This is a genomic window from Shimia fortis, from assembly GCF_040225985.1.
Taxonomy (GTDB): Bacteria; Pseudomonadota; Alphaproteobacteria; order Rhodobacterales; family Rhodobacteraceae; genus Shimia.
This window is the reverse complement of sequence record NZ_JBBPEU010000006.1, coordinates 142236-157202: the sequence shown is the minus strand read 5'-3', so window position 1 is coordinate 157202 and position 14967 is coordinate 142236. Positions and strand designations below refer to the sequence as shown.

Here is a 14967-nt window from a genome sequence, read left to right as displayed (position 1 = left end):
GCGGCGGCGCCCTAAAACGCCGTAAGCCGCTGGACCAGCCAGAAGGTTGCCATGCCGCCAATCGCATAGCCAAGCATCAGCGTGCCGGGCAGATGCGGCTCGCGCACCTGCCGGGCCAGCGCGGGGGCGGCAATACGGATCGTGGCAAACATCGCCAGCACCGCCGCGACAAAAGTCAACTGCCCCAGTTCGACCCCGACATTGAACGCCAACAGCGCCAGCGGAATGTCCCCCGGGGGCAGGCCGATCTCGGTCAGCGCGCCCGCGAACCCGAACCCATGCAAAAGCCCGAACCCGAAGGACACCAGCCACGGCGCCCGTTCCGACAGGCGCATCTCGCCCTGCTCGTGCTTGAGGATTTCCACCGCCAGAAACACGATGGACAGGGCGATCACCGCCTCGACCGGTGGCCCCGGCAGGCGGATATGCCCCAGCGTGGCAAGCGCCAGCGTGATCGAATGCGCCACGGTAAAGGCCGTGATCGTGCCCACCAGACGCCACGGATTCCGCACGATCAGCAACAGCGCGAAGACGAACAGCAAATGGTCCAGACCTTCCAGAATATGTTCGAAACCAAGCCCAAGATAGCTTAGGAACACCTCTGAACCACTCAGCGCGACGGGCACGACAAACGAGATTTGCGAAGGTGTCAGGCGCACCGTAGACATAGGCTGTTCCAGCGGTTGCAGACGGACAAGCACATCAGTGCGCTGCGCCTCAAGCCCCGGAATGGACACGACGCCCCCTTCCAGCCCGCCCTTGCACTGTGCCACCCACGACGCGATCCAGGCATAGCCGTCAAAGCGCGGGGCATCGCCATGTGCCGGGATGCAGGGTTCGGGCAGCACCGCGTCGATACGCATCGGGGCGCCCTGTACGTCGGGTTTGCGCCAGAACACCTGCCAGCCTTCGTTCGTCAGTTGCCGCAGGTCCAGATAACCGGGTTCCAGCGCGTGCGCATTGGCCGAGAGCGCGGCCCCAATGGTCAGGAGCAGCCCCAGAAGGAAATGGCGCAGCACGCTCATTCCGCGGCATCCTCAGGCAGCGACACCCCTGCGGGCAGTTGTATGTCATAATTGGCGCGAAAGGCCTGCATCTGGGCCTTGGTCAGGGCCTCGGCCTGATCACGGCGCCAGTTTTGTAACACATCCTCGCGCACCTCTTCAAAGGGCAGCATCCGCGCGGGGGTGAAGGCCTCGACGAATACGAGATGCGTGCCATAGCCGGATGCGACCGGCCCCGCCCATTGCCCCTGTGGCAGGACAGCGATCTGGTCAAAGACCCCGCGCCCGAAAGTGCCGTCCACGGCGGTTTGCACGACCTGGTTGAGGGTTTCCGGCAACAGGCTGCGCGTGCCTATCCCGTTCGGATTGCCGCCCGCGTTCAGGGTGACGGCCACGGCGGCGGGGTCTTCATCCGGGCGCAGCATCACGTGACGGAAACTGACCCTTGGTGCGGTCTGGTAGGCCTCGGGGGTCTGTTCCATGAAAGCGATCAGGTCGGCGTCGTCAGGTTGCAGGGATTGCGCGACAGAGGTGGTCAGAAAGGACATTTTCTGCGCCAGCCGCATCCGCACCACCCCGTCACCCTGATCCAGACCCAGCGCCAATGCCTCGCGCACGAGGATTTCTTCTTCCACCAGGCTGTTCACAAGGGATTGCATCTCAGCGTCGGTTGGGGGGCGCTGGCGCGCGCCTTCGAACTGGGCCTTTAGGCGTTCGATATCCTGCGCGTCTATCACGATCTGCGACGGATCGCTTTGCGAGGGCACACCGTCATCCTGCACCGTGAACCATGCAAAAATCAGCACCCCCAGCAGAAAGAAATGGAAGAGGGGTTCTCGGAGAAGTTTCATGCCGGGCTCGCTCTTGGGGGCTCTTTGGGAAACCTAGCAACTCCGCCCCCGGTGGCAAGGCCCAACCGCGCCCTAGCTGCGCAACCGATTGGCCGCCAGTGTCGAAGCCGCTGCCATGACTGCTGCTGTGAACAGACACAGGGGCAGCCCCCCCGCCTGATAGCTCAGCCCGGACAGAAGCGTACCCAACAGCCGCCCCGCCGCGTTCGACATATAGTAGAACCCTACATCCATCGTCACATGCTCGCCCGTGGTGAAGGCAAGGATCAGGTAGGAATGGACTGACGAATTCACCGCGAACACGAACCCGAACACCATCAAGCCCGCCACGAGGATCACCGTCAGGTACGGCAGGTCCAGCCAGACCACCACCGCAAGGGTCAGCGGGATCACGGTCAGCACCGCGCACCAGACCACCGCTTTGTGAACGATCTCGGGCGTGGTGCTGGTCGCGGCCTTCAGAAGTTTCGGTGCCAGCCCCTGCACAAACCCGTAGAGGATAATCCAGACGGACATGAAAGAGCCAATCATGAAAAAGGCCGCGCGGTTGCCCTCTTCGCTGCCATCCGACAGGACCGCATAGAAATAGATCGGGACGCCGACTACGAACCACACATCCCGCGCCCCGAACAGGAACATGCGGGCAAGGCTAAGCCGGTTGATATTGCTGTCCTTGGAAAAGACCTGGCTGAATTTCGCTGACTTTTTGCCTTGTGGCAGGCCCGCGGGCATGAATGCAATTACGCCGGTCAGGATGACGGCGAGCACCGCCGCCATCACCCAGATCGACGTGGTAAACCCCCACACCCCAAGAAGTACCGCGCCCAGCAGAAATCCGACGCCTTTGACCGCGTTCTTGGACCCAGTCAGCACCGCCACCCATTTGAAGAGCCCGCCATTGCCCTCGGGCGCGAGCAGCTTGACCGCTGATTTGGCCGACATCTTGGAAAGATCCTTGGCCACACCCGACAGGCCCTGCACCCCCATCACGAACGCCACCGAAGCGGCCAGCCCCCATGCCGGATCCAGTTGGGCCAGCGCGACAAGCGCCACGATCTGCAGGCCCAGCCCCGCATATAGGGTCGAGGTCAGGCCAAACCGCGCCGCCAGCCAGCCCGCCGACAGGTTGGTGACGATGCCCATCACCTCGTAGAGAATGAACAGATAGGCCAGTTGCACCGGGCTGAACCCCAGCGTGTGGAAATGCAAAAGCACCAGCATCCGCAACGCGCCGTCGGTCAGCATGAAGGCCCAGTAGGCCGCCGTCACGGTGATATAAGCAGCCAGCCCCTGCGGGCGCGCGATGTCGGGTGTCATGTGTCTTTAGTTCACCTTGAAGAAACGCAGGTCGTTCATCACCCCGGCCGGATGCAGTTCAAGGGTCTGGCCGGTGTTCAGGATGAACATGCACCTGTCCGCTTCGGTTTCGCCGTAAGGCACAAGTTCGAAAGCCGGCCCCGAACCGGGCGAGTCTTCACAGCGTTGTGTGAAGAACATGGTCGAGGTGCTGGTCGAGATCTGCTGATACATCTCTTCATAGACGCTGCCATAGATCAGCACTTCGAAATTCGGATCATCCATCGACCGCCAAAACCCCTGCATACCCGCGCGGTAGGCGGCGTAGGGGTCGGTGCCCGTCGCCTCGTAGTCGCGGATCGTGACTTCGGCGACATTTCCCTCGTAGAAGATCATGTCACCCGAGATCGAGACGGGGCGGTTTTCGCCCAGATCGGCCATTTCCTCTAACAGGGTCTGAGGTGTGGGACCGGACGAGTTTGCGACATAGCGGAACCCGTTGGCGTGGATTTCACAGGCCATCGAGACGTCATAGAAATCACAATGGCTGAGGATTCCGCTGATCGTATAGGGTTCGCCATGGGTGCCCGGCGGATCGGTGCGCGCGGGCGACGGCTCGGGGGGTGGCGGTGGCGGCGGTGCACTGGCGGCCGCGGTCAGGTTCAGCGTGTAGCTGGTCAAGCCGCCGACCTCAATCTGGCGGAATTCGGACTGGTCATAGCCCCGTGCCGCGCAATCCTCATCCCCAGCAATGGTAAAGGCCGACTGCGAGGTACAGAAGAAATACCGCTCACCGGGCCAGGAATAGCGTTCCGACGTCACCCGGTAGTAATAGTATTTTTTGGTCAGATCCCCGCCCTGCACGACCGAGCAATCATAAGGCGGGATGTTCCACCACCCTTCCGACGTCCAGACCCCGCCATCGTTATAGCCGATGGCGACACTAGCCTTTGCATCGGTTTCGTTACATACCCGCAACTCGGCCTGTGCGGCAGTCGCAGCGCAAAAAGTCGTGGTGATCAAAAGCAGGCGGAACATGGCTGTCCCCTTTCCGGTTGGATCAAAGAGATGCCACCACCATACGGGTGACATCCGCCAATCGCCAAGCGTAGCCCCACTCGTTGTCGTACCAAGCATAGATTTTCACGTGCCGCCCCCCGATCACGCGGGTTGAAAGGGCATCAATGATGGTCGAGCGGTCGTCGTTGGTATAGTCACAGCTGACCAAGGGGCGGGTTTCGTACCCGAGAATGCCCTCCAAGGCCCCGTGCGATGCGTCTTCCAGCAGGGTGTTGACCTCTTCTGCGGTGGTGTCACGCGCCACGTTGAACACGATATCTGTCAGCGAGGCATTCAGCAGCGGTACCCGCACGGCATGACCGTCGATCCGGCCTTCGAGGTCAGGGAAAATCTGGATGATTGCCTTGGCAGACCCGGTGGTGGTCGGGATCAGCGAGTTAAGCGCCGAGCGCGCCCGGCGCGGATCCTTGTGGGCGCGGTCGACAATGGTCTGGGTGTTGGTCACGTCGTGAATGGTGGTGAACGATGCCTGCTCGATCCCCAGATGTGCGCGGATCACCTGCACCACGGGAGCGATACAGTTCGTCGTGCAAGAGGCAGCGGTTATGACCTTGTGCGCCTCTGCGTCATAGATATCGTGGTTCACGCCATAGACGATATTGGCAGCATCGTCTTCCTTGACCGGGGCCGACACGACCACCTTTTTCACGCCCGCATCAAAATAGGGTTGCAGCTTGGCGTTGGTCTTGAAGGCACCGGTGCAGTCCACAACGAGGTCAACGCCCATTTCCTCCAAAGGCAGTTCCTCAAGGTTGCGGGTCGCGGTAAAGCGCATCCGCTGGCCATCAACGGTAATATTGTCCGCGTCATGGGCAAAGTCCGCACGCCAGCGCCCGTGCACCGTGTCGAACTCCAAGAGATGCGCGTGCAGCGCGGCATCGCCCATGGCGTCGTTCAGCAAGACGATCTCGGCATCAAGCCCGAGGTCAAAGAAGCTGCGGATCACCAGCTTACCCATGCGGCCGAGGCCATTGATTGCAATTTTTGTCATCAGAGTATCCTTCAGGAGGGAAACCAGCCGCGCGTGCGGTTGGCAAAGGCCACAAGCGAGAGCATTACGGGCACTTCGACCAATACGCCGACCACGGTCGCAAGCGCCGCGCCCGAGCCAAGGCCAAAGAGCGAAATCGCCACGGCGACCGCCAGTTCAAAGAAATTCGAGGTGCCGATCAGCGCGCAGGGGGCGGCAACTTCGAATGGCACCCGCCACGCCCGCGCAGCGCCATAGGCGATGAAGAAGATACCGTAGGTCTGGATCAGCAACGGGATCGCGATCAGGACAATCACCAGCGGTTTGTCCAGAATGACCTGCGCCTGAAAGCCGAACAACAGCACCACCGTCAGCAACAGCCCCCCGACCGAGGCCGGGCGTAGGCGGTCCTTGAACGCCTCGACGGCGGCCTCGCCCCCTGAGGTGATCAGGTTGCGCCGTGTCAGGATGCCCGCGATCAGCGGCAGCGCGATATAAAGCAGAACCGACAGGATCAGCGTGTTCCATGGCACAACGATATCGGTCACCCCCAGCAAAAGCGCGACGATCGGCGCAAAGGCAAAGACCATGATGAGGTCGTTCACACTGACCTGCACAAGCGTATAGGTGGCATCCCCGCGTACGAGGTTGGACCAAACAAACACCATCGCCGTACAGGGCGCGGCCCCCAGAAGGATCACGCCTGCCAAATATTGCGCCGCGTCCTCGGGTGTGATCCAGCGGGCAAAGATCACCTCGAAGAACAGCACACCCAACAGCGCCATGGTGAAAGGTTTGATCAGCCAGTTCACCACAAGCGTGATGACCAGCCCCTTGGGTTTGCGCCCGACCTGTGTGATGGCCCCGAAATCGACGCCCACCATCATCGGATAGACCATTGCCCAGATCAGGATCGCCACCGGTAAGTTGACCGAAGCCACTTCAAGCGCCGCCAACCCGCCGAAAATCGACGGGAACAGGCTGCCCAGAAGTATGCCCGCCCCGATGGCCAGCGCCACCCAAAGTGACAAAAGACGTTCAAAAGTGCCAAGTCCCGCCTTGGCCTGCGCTGCGTGATCCGTCATTCAGGGGTCTTCCGCCAGATCGGTATTTGTGCCGATCTCGTCCAGTTTCTGCTGCAGGGCAAAGCGATCATGCGCCTCGATCGGCAGGTTGGTGAAAATCGAAATGCGGTTGCGCAGCATCCGGTAGGCCTCGGAAAAGGCCAGACGTTTTTCGGCCTCGGTGCCTTCGGCTTTGGTCGGGTCCGATACGCCCCAATGCGCCGTCATCGGCTGGCCCGGCCAGACCGGGCATTCCTCTTGCGCGGCCTGGTCACAGACGGTGAACACGAAGTCCATCTTCGGGGCATCCGGCCCTGCGAATTTTTCCCAGCTTTTTGAGCGGGCAAAAGACGTATCGTGGTTGATCCCTTTCAAAAGATCGAGTGTGTAGGGGTGGGGTTCACCGCGCGGATGCGACCCCGCCGAAAAGGCGCGGAACCGCCCCGCGCCCTCGCGTTGGGCAATCGCCTCAGCCATGAGCGAACGCGCCGAATTCCCGGTACAGAGGAACAGCACGTTATAGGGTTTTTCAGTCATTGGCCCGTCCTTTCAGCATTTGCAGGCAATGTCTTCGATCAGGGGTTCGCAAAGCTCTGGACGCCCGCCGCAACAGTCTCTCAACAGAAAGCCCAGCAGGCCGCGCAGCCCGTCGGTATTCGCGAAATAGCGGATGGTCCGGCCTTCCCGCAGGTTCTTGACCAGCCCGGCCGACAGCAGCACCGACAGATTCGCAGACATGGTGTTCTGGCGTACCCCAAGCGTTTCGGCGATCTCACCCGCCAGCATTCCCGCCTCGCCCGCCGCGATCAACAGGCGAAACACGTCAAGCCGGGTTTCTTGTGACAGGGCCCCGAAGGCCAAAAGCGACTCTGATTTATCCATAATTCATGAATTATCGAATTGAATTGGGCGCGCAAGCCTGAAATGCCCTGTTTCGATGAAACTTTTATGACCCCGCCCAAAGCGCGGTTCATTGACCGGTCCGCAAAAGCGCCTATGTCTGGAGGGCGTAAAAGGAGCAGCACCATGCGGATCAACTCAGATTTTTCGAAACGTGTCGTCATTCGCCCCGAGGATCGCGACTGGGTCAAATCCCCGGCCAACGGGGTGGAACGCATGATGCTGGACCGGATCGGGGATGAGGTCGCGCGTGCGACCAGCCTTGTGCGTTTTGCCCCCGAATCCCGGTTTGACGCCCACACCCATGGCGGCGGCGAAGAGTTCCTTGTGCTGGAGGGCGTGTTCTCGGACGAAACCGGTGATTATCCCGCAGGCACCTATGTCCGGAACCCGATTGGCACCTCGCACACGCCGCACACGGACGAAGGCTGTGTCATCTTCGTAAAGCTACATCAGTTTGACGCCGACGATCAGCACCAGTTCCATATCGACACGACCACGGCCGATTTCCGCCCCGGCGCCGTACCCGGCCTGTCGGTGTTGCCCCTGCACGCGGTCGAGGGCGAAAATGTCGCGCTGGTCCGCTGGGCCCCAGGCACGCAGTTCACGCGCCACCGTCATTGGGGTGGCGAAGAAATTCTGGTGCTGGAAGGCACCTTTCAGGATGAACACGGCGATTACCCCGCCGGAAGCTGGATCCGCAGCCCGCACATGTCAGAGCACACGCCCTTTTCCGACGAAGGCTGCCTGATCTATGTGAAAACGGGCCACCTCACGCCCGAGGCCGTGCCCGCTTAGCCAAACACATCTAGCGGGCGGTCTTCCAACATGGTTTCCATCGAGAAAAACCCCGTGACCGTTTCCAGCTCGATCCCAGTGGTGAGGCGGCGGTACACGCCGTCATAGCCCTGCATCCCTCGGGTCACGACCTTGAGCATATAGTCCCAGTCGCCCCCGATGCGGTGCATCTCGACCACCTCGGGGATGCGGCTCACGTGGGTCCGGAACGCTTCGATCCATTCGTCGGAATGGCTGCGGGTGCGCACCATCACAAAAACGGTCAGGTCCAGCCCCAGCTTGCCCGCGTCCACGCGCCGCCGCGATCCGAGCAGGATTCCTGCCTTTTCCAGGGCCTGCAAACGCCGCCACAGGGCATTCTGCGAAAGGCCTACCCGATCGGCCAGTTCCCGTTGTGACAGCGATCCGTCGCGTTGAGCGACATCCAGAATGCGCCTGTCAATCTGATCCAATTTTTCTTTCATCTTCGATCAAATGACACAATTTTTGTGAATTATCCACAAAATTGGGCGAAGTTTCTGCAGCTTGGCCTCAATATCTTGATTGCACCACCACTCACGCTCTTTCCACAGGTGCAAGAAACCATGACCCTCCGCCATCAGAGCCTTGCCGATTTCGAAACAAGCCTGCGTTGCCAACCCGATGCCCTTGCCGCCCTGCAAGACGGACAGATCGGCAAATCCGCGATGATCGACACGCCCTATGGGGCGAAACCGCTGGTCTACGCCGACTACATCGCTTCGGGGCGCCCCCTGCGGCAGGTCGAAGACTTCGTGATGACCGAAGTTCTGCCCTATTATGCCAACACCCACACCTCGGATTCCTATTGCGGGGCCACCATGACCGCCCTGCGTGAAGAGGCGCGCGCGGTAATTGCCGCGAAATGTGGCGGCACCCCGGCGGAACATGCCGTGATCTTTTCGGGGTCTGGCGCGACCTCGGGGCTGAACCAGTTGGTGCACCTTCTGGGGCTGCGCGACGCGGTGGCGACGGGGCACCCCGCCTTTGTGATCACCGGCCCTTATGAACACCATTCGAACATCCTGCCCTGGCGCGAGAGCGGCGCCACGGTGATCGAGATTTCCGAAGCTCCGGAAGGCGGGCCGGACATGGCCGAACTAAATGACACGCTGATCCGTTGCACCGCGCAAGGTCTGACGATTGCCGCCTTTTCCGCCGCATCGAACGTGACCGGAATCTGCACGGATGTCGCGGCTGTCACCCATGCGGTCAAGGCCCATGGCGCGGCAATGGTCTGGGATTATGCAGGTGGTGGCCCCTACCTGCCCGTGAACATGACCCAGCCCGACGGCGCCGCGATTGATGCGGTGGTCCTGTCGCCCCATAAATTCATCGGCGGCCCCGGGGCCAGCGGCGTTCTGATCCTGCGTCGCGATGCCGTGCGCACCCAGACACCCAGCCGCCCCGGTGGCGGTACGGTGGCTTTCGTCAATGCGCATCGCCACGATTATGTCAAACGTCTGGAACAACGCGAGGAAGGCGGAACGCCGAACGTGATCGGCGACATCCGCGCCGCGCTGGCCCTATTGGTGAAGGACGTGATCGGGCAAGAGACCATCTCTTCCCGCAATGCCGGAAACACGCGGAGGGCGTTCGACGCCTGGGGAGGTGTTTCCGGCATTGACATCCTTGCCCCCGAAAAGACGGATCGCCTGCCCTTCCTGTCTTTTGTGCCGCGCGATGGCAGCGGAGCGCGGATGGATTATCGCGCCTTTACCCGCGCGCTGTCGGACCGGTTCGGCATACAGGCGCGCGGCGGCTGTTCCTGCGCGGGGCCGTACGTGCATGACCTGATGGGCATTGATGACGCGACTTCGGACCGGATCCGCGACGATATCCTGTCAGGCGAGACCGCAAGCAAGCCGGGGTTCGTGCGGTTGAACCTCAGCTACCTGATGGACGAGAGTACGATCGACTATATCCTGAATGCAGTGATTGCCCTGACCGAAGACGCACAGGCCGTGGCAGCCTGAGGTCTCAGGTCACGCTGAGCCACGTCATCATGCCGGCGGCGGAGTGTTCCAGCATGTGACAATGCAACAACCACTTGCCGGGATTGTCCGCGACAAAGGCGATCTCGGCCACCGCGCCACGATCCATCAACAGCGTATCGCGCAGCGGACCGGTGGTGCCATCGGGCATCACTTCGCGGAAGTGGTGACCATGAAGGTGCATCCCGTGCGGCCATGCCGTGTCATTCGTCATCCTGATACGAATGGTTTCCCCGCGTTCCGCGGCGATCAGCGGGGTATCCGACATATCCGCCATGCCGTTGAACGCCCAGACCTTGCCCTTGGCCGCCATCTCGCGGATCGGTGTGTCCTGCCCATTTAGCATGGCACTTTGCAACCCACCCATCGCGCCCCCTTCCATCACCAGAGGCACACTGCGTGCGATGGTGAGGTCACCCAGTTCCGGAACGGGGTTGGGTGGCAGGGGGCCGGGGGCCGCAAGACGCGCCGGACGGGCGCGGCCAGTGACAGGGAAACCCGCCACGGCAAAACCGCCATCGCGTTCGAAACTGACCAGCAGCGCCTCTTCACCCTCGTCGGCCAGCACATCCACCACCAGGTCCGCGCGCTGTGCCGGGGCCAGTGTCAGGCGCTCCAGCGGTTCGGGCGCGTCGAGTGGCATCCCGTCGAGCGCCACGACCCAGCCTTTGAAACCCTGTGCCTCAAGCGTGAAGATGCGGGCATTGGCCGTGTTCACCAGACGCAGGCGCATCCGCGCGTTGGTCTTGACCGGACGCGAGAACGCGCCATCCCCGTTCACCGTCACCCAGTTGCCAAGCCGCCCGCCATGCGCCCAGTCGTGCAGCGCCCCGAAGCCGCCTGCAATCTGGGCATCTTCGGCCAGACGCCAGTCATCCAGCAGCAGAACCTCGTCATGGTCCACCGGAATCGCACCCTCTGGCTCCTCAACAATCAGCGCCCCGTAAAGGCCCCGCGCCATCTGCTCCCATGTCCGATTGTGCGGGTGATACCAGTAGGTGCCCGCATCAGGCACGGCAAAATCATAAAGAAAGTTCTCGCCCGATGCGACGGCGGGCTGAGTCATGCCAGCCACGCCGTCCATGGCATTGTCGATCCGAATGCCATGCCAGTGCACGGTTGACGGTTGCGGCAACTGGTTCATGAAGTCGCGCATCACACGCTGCCCCTGCCGGACACGGATTTCGGGACCGGGCACCGTTCCACCATAGCCCCAGATCACAGTTTCGGGATAGTCCGGAGGCGCGAGACGCGCCATGCCTTCCTGCGCCACGAGGCGCGGCGCACTTGCTGCACGGGACAGGCGCGGCAGCGCGCTTGCGACGACACCGCCCAGCAGGACACCGGAAAACTGGCGACGGGTCAGGTGTGGCATGGGGCAATCTCCGGAAACTGGGTTTCTCCAAACCTATCCGCCACCCGGCCAAAGGCAAGTCACAGTTGCTTGGGCACGCGGGCCACGCCCCCCCCCCACAAACAGACTACAAGGTGGTCTTGCGATACTTGAACGCGCCCGAGCCACGCGCGATCACCTCGCCGGTTTCGTCCAGAACGGTCGCCTCGGCAAAGAAGGTCGCCGCCCCGCCGCCCACCTTGCGCCCTTCGGCAATCAGCAATCGTCCCTTGGGACGGCTCAGGAAATTTGTGGTCAGCGACAGCGTCAAAGCAAGGCGTTTGTGATCCGGATCGCCGGTATAGCAGCCCGCATAGCCCATCACCGTATCCAGCAGAGTCGCATAGACCCCACCATGCGGCAGACCGGCCCGGTTCGACAGGTAGTGCTCGATCGGCAATTCCAGCCGCGCATGATCCGCACCCCAGTGGGTCAGATGAAACCCGAGGTGTTTTTGCAGCGCATAAGGCGTTTCGTCGAGGCGGGGGTCAAGCGGTGTCATTGTCATGCGCCCGTTCTAGCCCGCGACGAACGAAAAGGAAAAGCCTCTCACGACCGGTCTTTGCGCACCAGTTTCCAGCCGGTGATCATCGGAGTCACGAGGTTTTCGCCCTTGAACCGCTTGTAGAACAGGATCGCCGCGACATGCAGCAGCACCAGAAGCAGGATAACCGTAGACATCTGGTTGTGAAGGCGCGTCGCCGTGCGATTTGTCCCGGAACTGACCATATCGGCCAGCGGACCGACATTGATGTAATCGTCAGGGTCGGCAAAAAGGCCGGTCGAGACCTGAGCGATCAGGATCGCGAGGATCGCGAACACGGACAAGGCCCCGATCGGATTGTGCCCTGGCCAGTAGGACGGCTTGCGGTCCTTCAGGGTAGCCGCGTATTTCAGCGTCTTTCCGGGGCCATAGATGAAATTCACGAAACGGACGGGGGCCGGTCCGACCAGCCCCCATAGAATGCGGAACACCAGCAGCGCGATGACCGCATAACCGAAGTAGAAATGCAGCGTCATGATGTTGGGGCCGAATTTGCCCAGCCCCCACGCCGCGACCACGCAGATCACCAAGGCCCAATGGAACAGGCGCGTGCCGATATCCCATATTTTCTCGCGCGAGACACCCTCGGGGATCTGCTTGGTCATGTCAGTTGGCCTCAGTCGGCGCGATAGTTAGAGTGGCACGCCTTGCAGGTGCCGCCAAGCGGGCCAAGGGCTGCCGTCATTTCGGCCTGACCACTGCCGGCCACTTCCTGCATCGCCTTGACAGCGGCCTGGAAATCCGCGGCCTTGGCCTGAACACCCGGGAAGTCTTCCCAGATTTTGGGCAGGGCCCGCGCGCCTTTTACGTCTTCGGACGAGGTGCCGGGTGCAAACAGGTGCGCGCCGTTATAGGTGGTCAGGACGACCATGTTGTCGGCGGCGGTTTGCGCCTTGGCCGAGTCATAGTCCATCTTGCCCTGTGCCATGCCGGCCAGAACACCCATGTTCGCCCCCAACAATTTGTAAAACCCCTGACGGGCGGCGACGGTGTCTTCTGCCGGACCTGCCATGGACAGGGTCGGGGCGGCAATAAGGGCAGCAATAAGTGCGTAACGCATTAGGTTGGCTCCAATCTCAATAAAGTGTGTGGCTCATCCGTTGAACGCGACAAGCGTTGCATCCCGCCGCAAGAATCGCCAGAAGTTTTCGCATTCCGAACACGGAATATCACATCAATTTGAACAGGACCGGAGAACCCGCATGCAAGAGCGGCCTTCTACGCGCCGCCCTGCCAAGAAAACGGTCAGATGGCGGTAAGGCCGCCGTCCAGCGCAATGGTCTGTCCAGTCATAAAGCTGTTTTCCGGCGCGCAGGCCCAGAGCATGGCTTGCACGATCTCTTCGGGCTGGGCCACGCGGCCCATGGGGATCCGCTGCGCAATGTTGCCATAGGCCTGATCCCGCGTGATCCCGCCACGCGCGACCATCTGTTCGGCCATTTCCTCGACCATCGGTGTGACGGTAAAGGCCGGGCACAGGGCGTTCACGCGGATTTTCTTACGGGCATATTCATCCGCCGCCGCGCGTGTCAGCCCCACCACCGCATGTTTCGCCGCCGCATAGCCCGACAGCATGGCCGCCCCTGTCAGGCCCGCCGCAGAGGACACATTCAGGATGGCGCCCTGCCCCGCCTCGAGCATGAAGGGGATCTGCACCTTCATACACAGGAACACACCGCGCGCATTGACGGCATAGTTGAAATCGAACTCTTCGGTGCTGAGCATATGGGTGGGGCACAGGGTGTGGCCCACACCAGCGTTGTTGATGCCCACGTTCAACGCGCCGAACGCCTCTTTGATGTGGGCACCATGGGCCATCACCTGATCCGCTTGCGAGACATCCACGACATCGGTGATGACCTCGACGCCTCCCGCGCGCAGATCATCGGCCACCTGCGCCAGCGCATCGGCCGAAATATCCGACAGGGCCAGCTTAGCCCCTTCGGCTGCGAATCGCGTGGCGGCCATCTTGCCGAACCCGCTGGCGGCGCCGGTAATCATCACCACCTGATCCTGATACCGTTTATCCATGTTTCGTGGCCTCCAGACCTGCTTGGGCGAAAAGCGGCACATAAGTGCCCATCTTGGCCGCGCGTTCGGGATCAGAAGCGTTGCCTTCCAGCCCGCGTTTTTTGACCCCCTGGATGATCGCCGCCATGCGGAAGAAACAGAAGGCCAGGTAGAACCCGAACCGTTCGATCCCCGATAGTCCCATGCGCCGGCAATAGGCCGCGATGAAATCGGCGTCGCTCGGGATACCGAGCGCGGCGCGGTCCACGCCTTGCAGGCCCCGTCCCGCCCCGCCGGGCGGCATCTGCCACTGCATGATGACTGCGGCAAGGTCCGCATAGGGATGCCCGATGGTGGACAATTCCCAATCCAGCACCGCGACACAATCTGTGCCATCTTCGGCAAACAGAAGGTTGTCCAACCGGTAGTCGCCATGTACCAGTGTGCGCTTGCCGTCATCTTCGGGCATGTTTTCCGTCAGCCATTCGATCAGCTGATCCATGGCAGGCACGGTTTCGGTCTCCGAAGCCCTGTATTGCTTGGTCCAGCGCCCGACCTGACGTTCAAAGTAATTCCCTTCCGGGCCATAGTCCGACAGACCCACCGCGTCGATATCGACCGAATGGATCGCCGCCAGAACGCGGTTCATCTGATCGAACACCTTGCTGCGGTCTTCGGTGGAAACCTCGGGGATGCGGGGATCGTCGAAGTTGCGTCCGTGCACGCGCTCCATCACGTAGAAGGCCGAGCCGATCACAGCATCGTCTTCGCACAGCACATGCATGCGGGCGACCGGCACGTCTGTTCCCGCCAGCGCCTGTTGCACGCGAAATTCACGGTCGACGGCGTGGGCAGACTTCAACAGCACCCCAGGGGGTTTGCGGCGCAGCACATAGTCGCGCGCCGGTGTCTTTAACAGAAACGTCGGGTTCGACTGCCCGCCTGCGAATTTCTCGGCTGTCACCGGCCCCTCAAACCCGTCAAGGTGTTGGGACAGCCAGGCCGCCACGGCGTCAGTATCCAGATGTGTCGCGTCCATAAGCCG

17 protein-coding genes are annotated in these 14967 nt (G+C 61.5%); 2 read left to right on the top strand and 15 right to left on the bottom strand.

The features are described 5' to 3' along the window. Positions 1 to 11: 11 nt before the first annotated feature. The 8 genes from WNE31_RS11365 to WNE31_RS11330 form a co-directional block, all read right to left on the bottom strand. Entirely contained in the window at positions 12 to 1025 is a 1014-nt protein-coding gene (locus WNE31_RS11365; protein ID WP_349979896.1) for a HupE/UreJ family protein, read from the bottom strand. Further along, complete coding sequence (locus WNE31_RS11360; RefSeq protein ID WP_349979895.1) at positions 1022 to 1855, bottom strand: peptidylprolyl isomerase; 834 nt, start codon at positions 1853 to 1855, stop codon at positions 1022 to 1024. Before WNE31_RS11360 ends, WNE31_RS11365 begins: the two co-directional genes overlap by 4 nt. 72 nt (positions 1856 to 1927) lie before the next feature. Beyond that, a complete protein-coding gene (arsJ, locus tag WNE31_RS11355) occupies positions 1928 to 3172 on the bottom strand; it encodes an organoarsenical effux MFS transporter ArsJ (protein ID WP_349979894.1) in 1245 nt (414 codons plus the stop codon). Positions 3173 to 3178: 6 nt separating this feature from the next. Continuing rightward, positions 3179 to 4189, bottom strand: coding sequence for a DUF1036 domain-containing protein (locus tag WNE31_RS11350; RefSeq protein WP_349979893.1), 1011 nt, complete (start codon positions 4187 to 4189; stop codon positions 3179 to 3181). Between the two features lie 22 nt (positions 4190 to 4211). Further along, positions 4212 to 5222 carry an ArsJ-associated glyceraldehyde-3-phosphate dehydrogenase gene (locus WNE31_RS11345; protein WP_349979892.1) on the bottom strand — a complete coding sequence of 337 codons (1011 nt, stop codon included), beginning with the start codon at positions 5220 to 5222 and terminating at the stop codon, positions 4212 to 4214. A gap of 11 nt (positions 5223 to 5233) precedes the next feature. After that, positions 5234 to 6286 carry an ACR3 family arsenite efflux transporter gene (gene arsB, locus WNE31_RS11340; protein WP_349979891.1) on the bottom strand — a complete coding sequence of 351 codons (1053 nt, stop codon included), beginning with the start codon at positions 6284 to 6286 and terminating at the stop codon, positions 5234 to 5236. Continuing rightward, positions 6287 to 6802, bottom strand: a complete 516-nt coding sequence (locus WNE31_RS11335) for an arsenate reductase ArsC (RefSeq protein WP_349979890.1) — start codon at positions 6800 to 6802, stop codon at positions 6287 to 6289. A gap of 12 nt (positions 6803 to 6814) precedes the next feature. Next, on the bottom strand, positions 6815 to 7147 hold the full coding sequence (locus WNE31_RS11330; protein WP_349979889.1) for an ArsR/SmtB family transcription factor: 333 nt from the start codon (positions 7145 to 7147) through the stop codon (positions 6815 to 6817). Between the two features lie 144 nt (positions 7148 to 7291). Here WNE31_RS11330 and WNE31_RS11325 point away from each other — a divergent pair, with 144 nt between their 5' ends. Beyond that, the gene (locus WNE31_RS11325) at positions 7292 to 7963 is read left to right on the top strand and encodes a cupin domain-containing protein (protein WP_349979888.1); all 672 of its coding nucleotides are present in this window, start codon (positions 7292 to 7294) and stop codon (positions 7961 to 7963) included. Here WNE31_RS11325 and WNE31_RS11320 read toward each other — a convergent pair. Next, entirely contained in the window at positions 7960 to 8427 is a 468-nt protein-coding gene (locus WNE31_RS11320; RefSeq protein WP_349979887.1) for an Lrp/AsnC family transcriptional regulator, read from the bottom strand. The two genes, WNE31_RS11325 and WNE31_RS11320, sit on opposite strands and share 4 nt — an antisense overlap. A 120-nt stretch (positions 8428 to 8547) precedes the next feature. On the opposite strand from WNE31_RS11320, the gene WNE31_RS11315 reads away from it, so the two are divergent. Then, positions 8548 to 9957, top strand: coding sequence for an aminotransferase class V-fold PLP-dependent enzyme (locus tag WNE31_RS11315; protein ID WP_349979886.1), 1410 nt, complete (start codon positions 8548 to 8550; stop codon positions 9955 to 9957). A gap of 4 nt (positions 9958 to 9961) precedes the next feature. On the opposite strand, the gene WNE31_RS11310 is transcribed toward WNE31_RS11315, so the two are convergent. From WNE31_RS11310 to WNE31_RS11285, 6 genes are all read right to left on the bottom strand, one after another. After that, complete coding sequence (locus tag WNE31_RS11310; RefSeq protein ID WP_349979885.1) at positions 9962 to 11350, bottom strand: multicopper oxidase family protein; 1389 nt, start codon at positions 11348 to 11350, stop codon at positions 9962 to 9964. A gap of 106 nt (positions 11351 to 11456) precedes the next feature. Beyond that, on the bottom strand, positions 11457 to 11876 hold the full coding sequence (locus tag WNE31_RS11305) for a PaaI family thioesterase (protein ID WP_349979884.1): 420 nt from the start codon (positions 11874 to 11876) through the stop codon (positions 11457 to 11459). 41 nt (positions 11877 to 11917) lie between these two features. Then, positions 11918 to 12517: a cytochrome b/b6 domain-containing protein gene (locus WNE31_RS11300; protein ID WP_349979883.1), complete on the bottom strand. Its 600-nt coding sequence runs from the start codon at positions 12515 to 12517 to the stop codon at positions 11918 to 11920. An 11-nt stretch (positions 12518 to 12528) separates the two neighbouring features. Then, a complete protein-coding gene (locus tag WNE31_RS11295) occupies positions 12529 to 12972 on the bottom strand; it encodes a c-type cytochrome (RefSeq protein WP_349979882.1) in 444 nt (147 codons plus the stop codon). 185 nt (positions 12973 to 13157) lie between these two features. Then, positions 13158 to 13943, bottom strand: coding sequence for an SDR family NAD(P)-dependent oxidoreductase (locus WNE31_RS11290; RefSeq protein ID WP_349979881.1), 786 nt, complete (start codon positions 13941 to 13943; stop codon positions 13158 to 13160). Continuing rightward, entirely contained in the window at positions 13936 to 14961 is a 1026-nt protein-coding gene (locus WNE31_RS11285; protein WP_349979880.1) for a phosphotransferase family protein, read from the bottom strand. Before WNE31_RS11285 ends, WNE31_RS11290 begins: the two co-directional genes overlap by 8 nt. Between the last annotated feature and the right edge of the window lie 6 nt (positions 14962 to 14967).

Excerpts from the sequence above, each read along its gene's own strand:
- WNE31_RS11285 (WP_349979880.1), bottom strand. The coding sequence starts at position 14,961 with ATGGACGCGACACATCTGGATACTGACGCCGTGGCGGCCTGGCTGTCC.
- WNE31_RS11310 (WP_349979885.1), bottom strand. The coding sequence starts at position 11,350 with ATGCCACACCTGACCCGTCGCCAGTTTTCCGGTGTCCTGCTGGGCGGT.
- WNE31_RS11360 (WP_349979895.1), bottom strand. The coding sequence starts at position 1,855 with ATGAAACTTCTCCGAGAACCCCTCTTCCATTTCTTTCTGCTGGGGGTG.
- WNE31_RS11325 (WP_349979888.1), top strand. The coding sequence starts at position 7,292 with ATGCGGATCAACTCAGATTTTTCGAAACGTGTCGTCATTCGCCCCGAG.
- WNE31_RS11320 (WP_349979887.1), bottom strand. The coding sequence starts at position 8,427 with ATGAAAGAAAAATTGGATCAGATTGACAGGCGCATTCTGGATGTCGCT.
- arsJ (WP_349979894.1), bottom strand. The coding sequence starts at position 3,172 with ATGACACCCGACATCGCGCGCCCGCAGGGGCTGGCTGCTTATATCACC.
- WNE31_RS11330 (WP_349979889.1), bottom strand. The coding sequence starts at position 7,147 with ATGGATAAATCAGAGTCGCTTTTGGCCTTCGGGGCCCTGTCACAAGAA.
- WNE31_RS11290 (WP_349979881.1), bottom strand. The coding sequence starts at position 13,943 with ATGGATAAACGGTATCAGGATCAGGTGGTGATGATTACCGGCGCCGCC.
- WNE31_RS11300 (WP_349979883.1), bottom strand. The coding sequence starts at position 12,517 with ATGACCAAGCAGATCCCCGAGGGTGTCTCGCGCGAGAAAATATGGGAT.
- WNE31_RS11295 (WP_349979882.1), bottom strand. The coding sequence starts at position 12,972 with ATGCGTTACGCACTTATTGCTGCCCTTATTGCCGCCCCGACCCTGTCC.
- WNE31_RS11350 (WP_349979893.1), bottom strand. The coding sequence starts at position 4,189 with ATGTTCCGCCTGCTTTTGATCACCACGACTTTTTGCGCTGCGACTGCC.
- WNE31_RS11305 (WP_349979884.1), bottom strand. The coding sequence starts at position 11,876 with ATGACAATGACACCGCTTGACCCCCGCCTCGACGAAACGCCTTATGCG.
- WNE31_RS11335 (WP_349979890.1), bottom strand. The coding sequence starts at position 6,802 with ATGACTGAAAAACCCTATAACGTGCTGTTCCTCTGTACCGGGAATTCG.
- arsB (WP_349979891.1), bottom strand. The coding sequence starts at position 6,286 with ATGACGGATCACGCAGCGCAGGCCAAGGCGGGACTTGGCACTTTTGAA.
- WNE31_RS11365 (WP_349979896.1), bottom strand. The coding sequence starts at position 1,025 with ATGAGCGTGCTGCGCCATTTCCTTCTGGGGCTGCTCCTGACCATTGGG.
- WNE31_RS11345 (WP_349979892.1), bottom strand. The coding sequence starts at position 5,222 with ATGACAAAAATTGCAATCAATGGCCTCGGCCGCATGGGTAAGCTGGTG.
- WNE31_RS11315 (WP_349979886.1), top strand. The coding sequence starts at position 8,548 with ATGACCCTCCGCCATCAGAGCCTTGCCGATTTCGAAACAAGCCTGCGT.